The organism is Kitasatospora albolonga (genome assembly GCA_002082585.1).
In the GTDB taxonomy this organism is placed as follows: Bacteria; Actinomycetota; Actinomycetes; order Streptomycetales; family Streptomycetaceae; genus Streptomyces; species Streptomyces stephensoniae.
Map to the genome: position 1 here is coordinate 7565899 of CP020563.1, position 15482 is coordinate 7581380.

The following is a 15482-nucleotide window of genomic DNA, read 5'->3' on the forward strand; positions in this document are numbered from 1 at the left end:
GGCACTGATGTCCGACTCCGACGACAAGAAGCTGCTCGACTACCTCAGGCGCGCCACCGCGGACCTCGGTGACGCCCGGAAGCAGCTGCGCGAGGCCGAGCAGGCCCGCCACGAACCGATCGCCATCGTCTCGATGGCCTGCCGCTACCCCGGTGGCGCCCACACGCCCGAGCTGCTGTGGGACCTGGTCTCCCGGGGCACCGACGCGATTTCCGCCTGGCCGGTCAACCGGGGCTGGGACCTGGAGGGCCTCTACGACCCCGACCCCGAGAAGCCCGGCACCTCCTACACCCGGCACGGCGGCTTCCTCCACGACGCGGCCGATTTCGACGCGGAGTTCTTCGGCATCTCGCCGCGCGAGGCCCTGGCGACCGACCCCCAGCAGCGGCTGGCCCTGGAGACCGCCTGGGAGGCGGTCGAGCGGGCCGCGATCGACCCCCGTACGTTACGGCGCACCGGCACGGGCGTCTTCCTCGGCGCGATCGGCAACGGCTACGGCGCGGGCTCGCGCCACCTCCCCGACGTCCAGGGCCTGCTGGACACCGGGACCGCGAGCAGCGTGGTCTCCGGCCGGATCGCCTACACCCTGGGCCTGGAAGGGCCCGCCGTCACCGTGGACACGGCCTGCTCCTCCTCCCTGGTCGCCCTGCACCTGGCGATCAGGGCCCTGCGGGCGGGCGACTGCACGCTGGCCCTGGCCGGCGGGGTGTCGGTGATGGCGACCCCCGACGCGTTCGTGGCGTTCAGCCGCCAGCGCGCGCTGTCCGCCGACGGCCGCTGCAAGGCGTTCGGGGCCGACGCGGACGGAACCGGCTGGTCCGAGGGTGTCGGCGTGCTGCTGCTGGAGCGGCTGTCGGACGCGCGCCGCAACGGACACCAGGTACTGGCCGTCATCCGTGGCTCGGCCACGAACCAGGACGGGGCGAGCAACGGCCTGACGGCGCCGAGCGGCCCGTCCCAACAGCGGGTGATCCGTGCGGCGTTGGCGGACGCGGGGCTGGTGGCGTCGGACGTGGACGTAGTGGAGGCGCACGGTACGGGGACGCGGTTGGGCGACCCGATCGAGGCCCAGGCGCTGCTGGCCACGTACGGGAAGGACCGGCCCGCTGACCGGCCCCTGTGGCTCGGCTCGTTGAAGTCGAACATCGGCCACACCTCGGCGGCGGCCGGAGTGGGCGGCGTCATCAAGATGGTGCAGGCGATCGAGCACGGCGAACTGCCCAGAACCCTGCACGCGGACCGGCCGACACCCATGGTCGACTGGGCGTCGGGAGCCGTGGAGATCCTCTCCGAGTCCCGAGCCTGGGACGACACGGGACGCCCGCGCCGGGCCGGGGTGTCCGCCTTCGGCGTCAGCGGCACCAACGTCCATCTGATCCTGGAACAGGCCCCGGCGGCCCCGGCGGCTTCGGCGGAGGAAGCCGAACCGGAAGCCGAGCAGGTGGCCGAACCCGCTGCCGACGGTGACGTGTACCCGCTGCCCTGGGTGCTCTCGGGCCGTACCGACCAGGCGCTGCGCGACCAGGCGGCCGGGCTGCTGGCCCACCTGAGCGTCGGCCCCGAACCCCTGCGGGCCGCCGCCACCGGCCGCGCCCTCGCCCTCACCCGTACCGCCTTCGAGCGACGGGCCGTGGTCGTGGGAACCGATCGGGACCGGCTGATCGACGGCGTGAAAGCCCTGGCCGAGGGCCGCTCGGTGCCGGGGCTGGTGCGGGGCGACGGGGTGTCGTCGGGGCGGTCGGTGCTCGTCTTCCCGGGGCAGGGGTCGCAGTGGGTGGGGATGGCTGCGGAGCTGTTGGGGGAGTCGGAGGTCTTCGCGGCGCGGATGGGTCAGTGCGAGCGGGCGTTGGCGCCTTACGTCGACTGGTCGTTGACGGAGGCGCTGGGGTCGGAGCGGTTGTTGGCTCGGGTTGATGTGGTGCAGCCGGTGCTGTGGGCCGTGATGGTGTCGCTCGCTGAGGTGTGGCGGTCGTTCGGTGTGGCCGTGGACGGGGTGGTCGGCCATTCGCAGGGGGAGGTTGCCGCCGCTTGCGTGGCGGGTGGGTTGAGCTTGGACGACGGGGCGCGGGTGGTGGCGTTGCGTTCCCGTGCGGTGGGGGTGTTGGCGGGGCGGGGTGGTATGGCGTCGGTGCCGTTGCCGGTGGACGTGGTGCGGGAGCGTATCGCCCTGTGGGCGGGCCGGTTGTCGGTCGCCGCGGTCAACGGCCCGTCGGCGACGGTGGTTTCCGGTGACGCGGACGCCGTCACAGCCCTGGTGGACGAGTTGGTGGGGGAGGACGTGCGGGCGCGGCTGGTCGAGGTGGACTACGCGTCGCATTCCTCCCATGTGGAGGAGATCCGTGAGCAGTTGCTCTCCGCCCTGGAAGGCATTACGCCTCTTTCCGGTGCGGTGCCGTTCTTCTCGACGGTGACGGGGGGCTGGCTGGATACGAAGGGTCTGGACGCGGAGTACTGGTACCGGAATCTGCGCGAGACCGTTCAGTTCGGGAAGGCGACGGAGGCACTGTTGGGGGAGGGCTTCCGGTTCTTCGTCGAGGCCAGCCCGCACCCCGTGCTCACCTTCGGTGTCCAGCAGACCGCCGACCGGGTCGACACCGCCGGTTCCGCGCAGGGCCCCGCCGTGGTCGTCGGCACGCTGCGGCGCGGCGAGAGCGGCCTCGACCGCTTCCTGACCTCCTTGGGAGAGGCCCACGCGGGCGGCCTGTCGCCCGACTGGGACCGGGTGTTCGCCGGGCACCGTCCGGGTCCGGACGGCGTCTCCCTGCCCACCTACCCCTTCCAGCGCCGCCCGTACTGGCTGGAGGACACCGGCCCGGCGGCGGGCGGCCCTTCCCGTACGTCAGCGGAGGGTGACGACTTCTGGGACGCCTTGGGCGGGGGCGACCTGGACCGGTTCACCACGGCCCTCGGGGTGGCCCCCGAGGACCCGCTGAACGTGGTGCTCCCCGCCCTCGCCACCTGGCGGAGCGAGCGCACCGAGCGTTCGGTGGTCGACTCCTGGCGCTACCGCGTGACCTGGCGCGCCCTGCCCGAGGGCCCTCCGGCCGTCGCGCTGGACGGCAGTTGGCTCGTCCTGTCGTCGGACGGTCAGCCTGAGGACGGGGTACGCCGGTCCGAGGCGACCGTCCACGTCATGGAGCGGGCCGGGGCCTCGGTGGTCCATGTACGGCTCACCGAGGCGGAGGCCGACCGCGCCGTGCTGGCCGACCGGCTCCGCGCCTCTCTCGACGCGCTGCCCGGCCCGGTGACGGGCGTGCTGTCGCTGCTGGGCCTTGACGAGCGCCCGCACTCCGCGCACCCCTCCGTCCCGTTGGGCACCGCCCTCAACCTGGCCCTGGTGCAGTCCCTCGGTGACGCCGGGATCGACGCGCCCCTGTGGTGGGCGACCCGGGGCGCGGTGTCGGTCGGGGGTACGGACACCGGGAGCGCGGTCAGCGCCGCGCAGAGTCTGCTGTGGGGGCTGGGCCGGGTCGCCGCGCTGGAGTTCCCGCAGCGCTGGGGCGGTCTGATCGACCTCCCGGAGGTCCTCGACGCGGCCACCGCCCCCCGGCTGTGCCGGGTGCTGGCGGGCGAGGCCGGGGACGAGGACCAGGTGGCCGTACGGGCCACCGGCTGCCACGGCCGGCGGCTGGTCCGGTCCGCCCTGGGCGACACCGCGCCGGGGCGGAGCTGGCGGCCCGGGGGCACCGTGCTGATCACCGGCGGTACCGGCGGGATCGGCGCGCAGATCGCGCGCTGGCTGGCCCGGCGGGGCGCCGCACACCTGGTGCTGGTCAGCCGGGGCGGAGCGGACGCGCCGGGTGCGGCTGAGCTCTCCGAGGAGCTCACCGCCCTCGGTACCAGGGTCACCCTGGCCTCGTGCGATGTCGCCGACCTGGAAGCCCTGCGCGCGCTGAAAGACGGCCTCGAACAGGACGGCCACCGCATCAGCACCGTCTTCCACGCGGCGGGGGCCGGGCTGCTGGTTCCCCTGCCCGACACCGACATGGACGAGTTCGCCGACACCCTCCACGCCAAGGCGGGCGGGGCCAGGAACCTGGACCTGCTCTTCGACCGGGACACGCTCGACGCGTTCGTGCTGTTCTCCTCCATCTCCGGGGTGTGGGGCAGCGCCGTCCACGGCGCCTACGCCGCCGCCAACGCCTGCCTCGACGGCCTCGCCGAGGACCGCAGGAGCCGTGGCCTCGCCGCGACCTCCGTGGTGTGGGGGATCTGGGACCCCGAGGGCGGGGGCGGGATGGCCGCCGAACTGGTGGAGGAGAACCTGCGCGGCCATGGCGTGCTCTTCATGGAGCCCGCCGTCGCGATCACCGGGCTCCAGCAGGTCCTGGACCACGACGAGACAGTGACCGTGGTCGCGGACATCGACTGGGACCGCTTCGCGACGGTGTTCACCTCGGCGCGCCCGAGCCCGCTGATCGGTGAACTTCCCGAGGTACGGGCTGCGTTGGCAGCCGAACAGGCGACCGGCGGAACCGGGGCCGAGGAGACCTCCTCGGCGCTGCGCGACCGGCTGGAGCCCCTCCCCGTGGCTGAGCGGACCCGGGTGCTGGTCGACCTGGTCCGCACCCACGCGGCCGCCGTGCTCGGCCACGGCTCGCCGGACGCGGTCACCCCCGGCCGTGCCTTCCGCGACCTGGGCTTCGACTCCCTGACCGCCGTGGACATGCGCAACCGGCTCAACACCGCCACCGGCCTGCGGCTCCCGGTCACCGTCGTCTTCGACTACGCCTCCGCGACCGCGCTCGCCCGGCACCTGGAGACCGGACTGCTGGGCGCCCGCGAGGAGCCCGCCACCGTCAGGCAGCTCCCGCCTGCGGCCCCCGCCGAGGACGACGACCCCATCGTGATCGTCTCCATGAGCTGCCGCTACCCCGGAGGCGTACGCACCCCCGAGGACCTGTGGCGCCTGGTCGCCGACGGGCGCGACGCCGTCTCCGGGCTGCCGTCCGACCGGGGCTGGGACCTCGACGCGCTGTACGACGCGGACCCCGACCGGCCCGGCAGGAGTTACGCCGCCGCAGGCGGATTCATCCGGGACGCGGACCGGTTCGACCCGGCCTTCTTCGGGATCTCCCCGCGCGAGGCCCTGGCCATGGACCCGCAGCAGCGGCTGCTGCTCGAAACCTCCTGGGAGGCGATCGAGCGCGCCGGTATCGACCCGACGACCCTGCACTCCACCCCGACCGGGGTCTTCGCGGGCGCCTCCTACCAGGGGTACGGCGGCACCCTCAGCGAGGTCCCCGAAGAGTTGGAGGGCTTGTTCATCGCGGGCATCTCCACCAGCGTCCTGTCCGGCAGGGTCGCCTACCAACTCGGCCTCCAGGGGCCCGCCGTGACCGTGGACACGGCCTGCTCCTCGTCCCTGGTGGCGGTCCACCTCGCCGCGCGGTCGCTGCGCTCGGGCGAATGCTCGCTGGCCCTGGCGGGCGGCGTCACGGTGATGGGCACCCCGCTGTCGTTCACCGGCTTCAGCAGGCAGCGGGGGCTCGCCGAGGACGGGCGCTGCAAGTCCTTCGCCGCCTCGGCCGACGGCTTCGGCATGGCCGAGGGTGTGGGCCTGCTGGTCCTGGAACGCCTCTCGGACGCCCGCCGCAACGGCCACCCGGTGCTCGCGGTGCTGCGCGGCTCGGCGATCAACCAGGACGGCGCGAGCAACGGGCTGACCGCGCCCAGCGGCCTGGCCCAGCAGCGGGTGATCCGCGACGCGCTGGCCGACGCCCGGCTGACGGCCGCCGATGTGGACGCGGTGGAGGCGCACGGCACCGGGACCCGTCTCGGCGACCCGATCGAGGCCGACGCGCTGCTGGCCACGTACGGTCAGGACCGGCCCGCCGAAAGGCCGTTGCGGCTGGGGTCGTTGAAGTCGAACATCGGGCACACCCAGGCTGCCGCCGGGGTCGGCGGCATCATGAAGATGGTGCTGGCCATGGGGCACGGCGAGCTGCCGCGGACCCTGCACATCGACCGGCCGTCCCCGAACGTCGACTGGACGGCGGGCGCCGTCGAGCTGCTGACCGAGGCCGCGCCCTGGCCGGAGACCGGCCGCCCGCGCCGGGCCGGAGTCTCCTCGTTCGGCCTGAGCGGCACCAACGCCCATGTCGTCATCGAGCAGCCGCCCGCCGAGCCCGCGCTCATGTCACCTGCTGTGCCGATGGGGCCCGAACCCGCCGTCGTATCCGAATCCGCTGTCACGTCCGACGTGCCTCCCGTACCCGCCGTCGTACCCGAACTCACCGCCGGGTCCGGTGCGGAGGACGCGGGCACTTCGCAGGCCGTCGTCCCCTGGGTCCTGTCCGGGCGGACCGCCGACGCGGTGAAGGCCCAGGCGGAGCGGCTGCACACGTACCTGACGGAGCATCCGGAACTGTCGCCCGTCGACATCGGCCACTCCCTGGCCACCACCAGGACCGCCTTCGAGCACCGCGCGGCCGTCGTCGGCGACGACCGTACGGCCCTGCTGGGCGGCCTCGCCGCGCTGGCCGCCGGAGAACGCGCACCCGGCCTGGTCGAAGGCACCGTCGCCCGGCCGTCCAGGACCGTCTTCGTCTTCCCCGGCCAGGGCTCCCAGTGGGCCGGTATGGCCCGGGAACTCCTCGACCACGCCCCGGCCTTCGCCGACCGGATCGCGGCCTGTGAACGCGCCCTCGCCCCGCATCTGGACTGGTCGCCGCTCGCGGTCCTGCGGGAGGAGCCCGACGCGCCCCCGCTGGACCGGGTGGACGTGGTGCAGCCGGTGCTGTTCGCCGTGATGGTGTCGCTGGCCGAGCTGTGGCGGGCGCACGGGATCGTCCCCGACGCCGTGGTCGGCCACTCCCAGGGGGAGGTCGCCGCCGCCTGTGTGGCCGGTGCGCTCTCGCTGGACGACGCGGCCCGGATCGTCGCCCTGCGCAGCCGGGCCCTGCTGGCCCTGACCGGACGCGGCGGCATGCTGTTCGTGCCGCAGCCCGCCGAAGCCGTACGCGAAGCACTCGCCGCCCACGACGGGGCACTCGACATCGCCGCCGTCAACGGGTCGACGTCGGTGACGGTCTCCGGCGACCCGGCGGCGCTGGAACGGCTCAGCGAGCGGTACGCCGAGGAGGGCGTCCTGACCTGGCCGGTTCCCGGAGTGGACTTCGCCGGACACTCGCCCCAGGTGGAGGAGATCCGGGAGGAGCTGCTCACCCTCCTCGGCCCCACCGCGCCCCGGACGTCCGCCATCCCGTTCTACTCCACGGTCAGCGGCGGCCCCGTGGACACCCAGGGCCTGGACGCCGCGTACTGGTACGAGAACCTGCGCCGCCCCGTGGAGTTCGGACGGGCGGTCGACGCGCTCATCGCCGACGGACACCACACCTTTGTCGAGTGCAGCACCCACCCCGCGCTGACCGTCTGGCTCCAGCAGGCCGTCGAAGCGGCCGGGGTCGGCGACGGAGCCGTCGTCGGCACCCTGCGCCGTACCGAGGGCGGCCCCGGCCGCTTCCTCACCGCGCTCACCGAACTCCACGTACGGGGACTGCCGGTGGACTGGGGCACGGTGTTCGCCGGAACCGGCGCCCGTACGCGGCACCTGCCCACGTACGCCTTCCAGCGGCAGCGCTACTGGCTGGAGGCCACCGCCCCCGACCGGTCCGCCCCCGACCGGTCCGCCCCCGACCGGTCCGCCCCCGACCGATCCGCCACCGGCACGGCCGGCACTGGCACCGGCACCGGCCCGGCCGACTCCGGCTTCTGGGAGGCCGTCGACCACGGGGACCTGGACGCCCTCGCCACCACCCTGCGGGTCGAGGACGGGGAACTGCGGTCCTCCCTCGCCTCCCTGGTGCCCGCCCTCGCCGCGTGGGCGCGCGGCCGGGCCGACGACCGGACCGCCGACAGCTGGCGCTACCGGGTCGCCTGGAAGCCCCTGCCCGCCCCCGAACCGCCCCGGCTCAGCGGCAGTTGGCTTGTCGTCGCCCCGGCCGGAACCGCCGACGACCCGGCCGTCACGTTCGCCGTGGACTCCCTGCGGGGACACGGCGCCACCCCCGTCCTGGTCGAGGCGGGCCCCGACGCGGCCGACCGGACACGGTTCGCCGCACTGCTCCGCGACGCCCACGACCGCACCGACGGGCCGCCCGCCGGGCTCCTGTCGCTGCTCGCCCTGGCCGAGGAACCCCACGGCGGCGGATCGGCGCTTCCCCGCGGCCTCACCCTGACGGTCGCCCTCCTCCAGGCCCTGGGCGACCTCGGCACCGACGCCCCGCTCTGGTGCGCCACCCGGGGCGCGGTGTCGGTCGGCCGCTCCGACCGGATCGGCAGCACGCTCCAGGCCCTGGTCTGGGGGCTCGGCGGGGTCGCCGGTGTCGAGTACCCGCAGCGCTGGGCCGGGCTGGTCGACCTGCCGCGACAGCTTGACGACCGGGCCGCGACCCGGCTCGCCGAAGCGCTGACGGGCCCCGACGGCGAGGACCAGCTCGCGGTACGCGCCACCGGCCTCTACGGCCGCAGGGTCGTCCACGCCGGACTCGGCGACACCGCCCCCGTACGCGACTGGACTCCCGAGGGCACGGTCCTGATCACCGGCGGCACCGGCGGCCTCGGCGCCCAGATCGCGCGGTGGCTCGCCCGTACCGGCACCGCCCACCTGCTGCTCACCAGCCGACGCGGCGCACAGGCACCGGGGGCCGATGACCTCCTGGCCGAACTGCGCGGCCTCGGCGCCGCCGTCACCGCCGTGGCCTGCGATGTCGCGGACCGCGACGCACTGGCGGAACTGCTCGCCGGTATCCCGGCCGAGCGCCCGCTGCGCGCCGTGCTGCACACCGCGGGCGTCCTCGACGACGGGGTCATCGACGCGATCACCCCCGAACGCGCGGCCGGGGTCCTGCGCCCCAAGCTCGACGGCGCCCGCAACCTCGACGAGCTCACCCGGGAGCTCGACCTCACCGCCTTCGTGCTGTTCTCCTCGCTCGCGGGCACGCTCGGCGGCACCGGCCAGGGCAGTTACGCCGCCGCCAACGCCTACCTCGACGCCCTGGCCCGGCACCGCCGCGACCTCGGACTGCCCGGCACCTCGGTGGCCTGGGGCCTGTGGGGCGGCGACAGCCTCGCCTCCGGAGCGGTCGCCGAACGGCTGATCCGCGACGGCCTGCCCGCCATGGACCCCGCCACGGCCACGGTCGCGCTGCACCGGGCCCTCGACCACGACGACACGGCCGTCCTCGTCGCCGACTTCGCCTGGGACCGCTTCACCCGGGCGTACACCGCGCTCCGGCCCAGCCCCGCCCTCGGGGACCTGCCCGAGGTACGGGAGGTGCTCGACGCCCCGGGCGGGCCCCGGAGCACCGCCGACGGCGACGGGCCGCCCGCCCTGCGGCTGGCCGAACTGCCCCCGGCGGAACGGGACCGGGCGCTGCTGGACCTGGTCCGCCGGGAGGTTGCCGCCGTGCTCGGCCACCCCGGGCCCGAGGCGGTGGGACCCGACCAGGCGTTCAAGGACATCGGCTTCGACTCGCTGACCGCCGTCGAACTGCGCAACCGCCTCGCCGCCGCCACCGGCCTGCGCCTGTCGGTGACCCTGGCCTTCGACTACCCCACGGCCACGGACCTGGCCGGACACCTGCGCGCCGAACTGTCGGGGGCACCCGCCACCGAGGCGCCCGACACCCCCCGGCGGGTGCCCGCGGCCGTCGCGGTACCCGAGGACGAGGCGATCGCCGTGGTCGCCATGAGCTGCCGCTACCCCGGCGGCGTCAGCACCCCCGAGGAGCTGTGGGAGCTCGTCGCGAACGGGCAGGACGCGATCACCGGCTTCCCCACCGGACGGGGCTGGGACCTGGACGGCCTCTACGACCCCGACCCGGAACAGGTCGGCAGCACCTACGCGCGGGAAGGCGGCTTCCTCCACGACGCCGACCGCTTCGACCCGGCCTTCTTCGGGATCTCCCCGCGTGAGGCGCTGACCATCGACCCCCAGCAGCGGCTGCTGCTGGAACTCTCCTGGGAGGCGTTCGAGCGGGCCGGTATCGACCCGCTGTCGCTCAAGGGCAGCCCGAGCGGCGTCTTCGTCGGATGCAGCCACCACGACTACGGGTCACGCGTCACCGAACCCTCCGAGGAGTTCGAGGGCTACCTCGGCATCGGCAGCGCGGGCAGCGTGGCGTCCGGGCGGATCTCCTACAGCCTCGGCCTCGAAGGCCCCGCGGTGACCGTCGACACGGCGTGCTCCTCCTCGCTGGTCGCGGTCCACCTCGCGGCCCGGTCGCTGCGGTCCGGCGAATGCTCGCTGGCGCTGGCCGGCGGGGTGACCGTGATGTCGACACCGGGCGCGTTCGTGGAGTTCAGCAGGCAGCGGGTGCTCGCCGAGGACGGCCGCTGCAAACCGTTCGCCGCCGCCGCCGACGGCACCTCCTGGGCCGAGGGCGCCGGACTCCTCGTCCTGGAACGCCTCTCGGACGCCCGGCGCAACGGCCACCCGGTCCTCGCCCTCGTACGCGGCTCCGCCGTCAACCAGGACGGCGCCAGCAACGGCCTGACCGCCCCCAACGGCCCCTCTCAACAGCGGGTGATCCGCGCGGCGTTGGCGGACGCGGGGCTGACCGCGTCCGAGGTCGACGCGGTGGAGGCGCACGGCACCGGGACCCGTCTGGGCGACCCGATCGAGGCCCAGGCGCTGCTGGCCACGTACGGCCGCGAACGCGGTGCGCACGAGCCGCTCTGGCTGGGGTCGCTGAAGTCGAACATCGGGCACAGCCAGGCCGCCGCCGGAGTCGCGGGCATCATCAAGATGGTGCAGGCCATGCGGCACGGCGAGCTGCCGCGCACCCTGCACGTCGACACGCCGACCCCTCACGTGGACTGGTCGGCCGGAGCGGTCCGGCTGCTCACCGACGACACCCCGTGGCCGGAGACCGGGCGCCCCCGGCGGGCCGCCGTGTCATCGTTCGGCGTCAGCGGCACCAACGCCCACACCATCCTGGAACAGCCCGTCGAACCGGCTCAGGCCGCCGACTTGGTGCAGGCACCGGGGGACACCTTCGCCGCGCCCGGCCTTCCCGACGCGCCCGGCCTTCCCGACGCGTCCGGCCTTCCTGACGTGTCGGGACGGGCCGGGGCTGCGGCGCCCGCTGCTCCCGACGCGTCCGAACCTGCCCCGGCCGCCGCCCCCGCGCCGACCCAGGCAACCATCCCCGACCCGTCCGGCCAGGCCGGGTCCACCGCCCCTGCCCTGCCCTGGCTGCTCTCCGCCCGCAGCGCGGACGCGCTGCGGGGGCAGGCCGCCCGGCTGCTGCGGTATGTGGAGCGCCACCCGGCCCTCACCGTCGCGGACCTGGGCCGCTCCCTGGCGCTGAACCGCAGCGCCTTCGAGTACCGGGCCGCCCTCACCGGCACGGACCGGCAGGCCCTGCTCCAGGGGCTCACCGCCCTCGCCGCCGGAGAGCCGTCGGCGGATCTGGTGAGCGGTGTCACCGGCCCGGCCGCGAAGACCGCCTTCCTCTTCCCCGGACAGGGCAGCCAGCGCACCGGCATGGGCGCCGGACTGTACGCGCGCTTCCCCGTCTTCGCCGACGCCTTCGACGCGGTCTGCGCGGAACTCGACCCGCTGCTCGACCACCCGCTGCGGGAGGTGATCGACGCGGGCCCCGGCGACCGGTGCCACGGTCTGCTGGACCGTACCGAGTACACCCAGCCCGCCCTGTTCGCCCTCGGCGTCGCCCTGTTCCGGCTCGTCGAGCACTGGGGCGTACGTCCCGACCGGCTGCTCGGCCACTCCGTGGGCGAGCTGGCCGCCGCCCATGTCGCGGGCGTGTTCACCCTGCCCGACGCCGCGCGGCTGGTCGTCGCGCGGGGACGGCTGATGCAGGCCCTCCCGGAGGGCGGCGCGATGGCCGCCCTCGCCGCAGGGGAGGAGGAGGTACTGCCGCTGCTCGCGGGCCGCGAGAGCGCCGTCGGTCTCGCCGCGGTCAACGGCCCGGCCTCGACCGTGATTTCGGGCGACGCGGCGGTGGTCGACGAGATCGCCGCCGTACTCGCCGCGCGCGGGCGCAAGACCCGTCGGCTGCGCGTCTCCCACGCCTTCCACTCGCCCCTCATGGAGCCCATGCTCACCGAGTTCCGCGAGGTCGCGGCCCGGATCGTCCCGGGGGAGGCCACCGTCCCCGTCATCTCCGACCTGACGGGCGAGCCGGCCACTGCCGAGCAACTCGGCTCACCGGACTACTGGGTGGAGCACGTGCGCGGCACCGTCCGCTTCCAGGACGGCGTACGTCACCTGGAGCGCGACGGTGTCACCGCGTTCCTGGAACTCGGGCCCGACGGCGCGCTCACCGCCCTGGGCCAGGACTGCCTGACCGGAGGCACCGGAGCCACCGGAGGCACCGATACCGCTGACACCACCAACAGCCCCCTGCTGCTGCCCCTGCTGCGCAAGGACCGGCCCGAAGCGCCCGCGGCGACCACCGCCCTGGCCCGGCTGCACGTCGCGGGCGTCCCCGTGGACTGGAGCGCCGTCCACTCCGGCGGCCCGTCCCGCCCCGCCGTCGACCTGCCGACCTACGCCTTCCAGCGCGGCAGCTACTGGCTGGCGGCCGGTCCGGCCACCGCGGACCTGCCCGCCGCCGGACTCCGGAGGGTCGACCACCCGCTGCTCGGCGCCGGAACGGAACTCGCGGACTCCGACGGCTTCCTCTTCACCGGCAGGTTCTCGGTCCGCAGCCACCCCTGGCTCGCCGACCACGGCGTCTACGAGGGCGTGCTGTTCCCCGCCACCGCGTTCCTGGAACTCGCGGTCCGCGCGGGCGACCAGGTGGGCTGCGGCCAGGTCGAGGAACTGACCCTGGAAGCACCGCTGGTGCTCCCGTCGGGCGGAGCCGTCGCCCTCCAGCTCACCGTCGGCAGCCCGGACGCCTCCGGCACCCGCCCGCTGAGCGTCCACGCCCGGGCCGCCGACGACGGCCCCGACGCCCCCTGGACCCGGCACGCGAGCGGTCTCCTCACCTCCGCCGAGGACTCCGGCCCGGCAGAACCGTCCGACCTGACGGACCAGGCGGACTTGGGCGACCCTGCCGCCTGGCCGCCGCCCGGAGCCGTCCCTCTCGACACGGAGGGCCTGTACGACCGTTTCGCGGACGGCGGCTTCGCCTACGGCCCCGCCTTCCAGGGCCTGCGCGCGGCCTGGCGGCTGGGCGACGAGGTGTACGCCGTCGCGAGCCTGCCGGAGGAGCAGCGGCCGGACGCCGCCGCGTTCGGCCTGCACCCGGCCCTGCTGGACGCCGCCCTGCACGCGCTGGTCTTCGACGTACTGGAAGGACCCGCGCAGGGCTGGCTGCCGTTCTCCTGGAACGGGGTGCGCCTGCACGCCTCCGGGGCTACCGAGCTCCGGCTGCGGCTGACCCCCACCGGCCGCGACGCCGTCGCCGTACGGGCGACCGACGCCGCCGGGCGGCCCGTGGTCTCGGCCCGCTCCCTCGTCCTGCGGCCCGTCTCGCCCGACCGCTTCCGGGCCACACGCGCCGGACACCACGAGGAACTGTTCCGCCCCGAGTGGCACCCCCTGCCCGAGCGCACCGGGACGGGGGCGGACACCGTCTCCGACCCGGAGTCCTGGACCGTGCTCGGCACCGGGACCCCCCTGCCCGGTGCCGTGCCGCTCCCCGGCCGTACGGTCACCGGCCTCGCCGCGCTCTCCGCCCTGCTCGACGCGGGCGAGCAGCCGCCCCGGGTGGTCCTGGCCCCCTGCCCGCCCGGACCCGTCCCGCACGCGCCGCCCGGCACCCTCCGCGACACGGTCCACGACGGCCTCGGCACGGTCCTCGCCCTGCTGCGCGGCTGGCTGGCCGACGAGCGCCTGACCGGCTCCCGGCTGGTCCTGGTCACCGCGGGCGCGGTGCCGGTGACCGGCGACGACGTCCCGGACCCGGCCCTGGCCGCGCTCTGGGGCCTGGTCCGCTCGGCGCAGACCGAGAACCCCGACCGCTTCGTCCTGCTGGACCTGGACGCCCACGAGACCCCGCCCGCCGTCCTCGCCGAAGCCCTCGCCTCCGGGGAACCCCAGCTCGCGATCCGGGCCGGGGCCGTCCACATCGCCCGGCTCGCCCGCGTACCGCTGGCCGCCCCCGGCCGCACCCCCGGCTGGTCCGGCGACGGGACCGTCCTGATCACCGGCGGCACCGGCGCCATCGGCGCCCACATCGCCCGCCACCTGGCCGCCGAACACGGCGTCCGGCACCTGCTGCTGACCAGCCGCAGCGGCCCCGCCGCCGACGGCGCGGCGGAACTCATCGCCGAACTCGCCGCCCTGGGCGCGCACGCCGAAGTCGCCGCCTGCGACGCCGCCGACCGCGACGCCCTGGCCGCCCTGCTGGCTGCCGTGCCTCCCGCACACCCCCTGACCGGGGTGATCCACGCGGCCGGTGTCCTGGCCGACGGCGTCGTCGCCACCATGACGCCCGAGCAACTGGACCTGGTCCTGCGCCCCAAGGTGGACGCGGCCGTCAATTTGCACGAACTCACCGCCGGGCTTGACCTCTCCGAGTTCGTCCTGTTCTCCTCCATCGCCGGAGTCTTCGGCGGCATGGGGCAGGGCAACTACGCCGCCGCCAACGCCTTCCTGGACGCACTGGCCCACCGGCGCCGCGCCGACGGGCTGCCCGGCCGCTCCCTCGCCTGGGGCCTGTGGGCCAACAGCACCGGGATGACCGGCGGGCTCACGGAGGCGGACCTGCGACGGATCGCCCGGGGCGGGATCATCGCCTTCGAACCGGCCCAGGGAGTGGCGCTGTTCGACACGGCCGCCACCCTCGAAGAGCCGGTGCTCCTCCCGCTGCGGCTCGACACCGCCGCCGTCCGCGCCCAGGCCGCCACCGGCGGCGTCCCCGCCCTGCTCCGGGGCCTGGTGCGCCCCGCCGCCCGGCGGGCCGTCGCGGGTCCCGCCACCGGTACCGGCCCCGACGGGCCCGAAGCGCTGAAGCAGCGCCTCGGCTCCCTGGACGAGCCCCGGCGCGGCCGGGTCCTCCTCGACCTGGTCCGCACCCACGCGGCCCTGGTCCTCGGCCACAGCGGCCCGGCCGAGGTCGAGCCCGGACGCGGTCTGCTGGAGGTCGGCTTCGACTCGCTGACGGCGGTGGAACTGCGCAACCGGCTGCGCGCCGCCACCGGCCACCCCCTGCCGGCCACCCTGCTCTTCGACCACCCCACCCCGGCCGCGATCGCCGCACACCTCGCCGCCGAACTGGTCCCCGACGCCGCACCCGGCCCGGTCCCCGGCCTCGCCGAACTGGACCGCCTGGAAGGCGCCCTCGACGGCGGTGTCGACGACCCGGCGGACCGCGAACGGCTCGCCGGACGGCTCCGGGAACTCCTGGGGCGCCTCGACCCGGCGGCCACCGCGGGCGACGGCACGGCGGGCGGCTCCCTCGAGGACCGCATGGACGGCGCCAGCGACGACGAACTCTTCGACCTCATCGACAACGAGCTCGGCCTGTCATGACCCCGAACCGACACGCGAACCAGGACGGCGG

At 75.2% G+C, this 15482-nt stretch carries 1 protein-coding gene; it reads left to right on the forward strand.

What is annotated here, in order from left to right; all coding sequences use genetic code 11:
- Nucleotides 1-7: 7 nt before the first annotated feature.
- Nucleotides 8-15451 (forward strand): polyketide synthase, encoded by a 15444-nt coding sequence (locus B7C62_33070; protein ID ARF76576.1) that lies wholly within the window; start codon nucleotides 8-10, stop codon nucleotides 15449-15451.
- The last annotated feature ends 31 nt before the right edge of the window (nucleotides 15452-15482 follow it).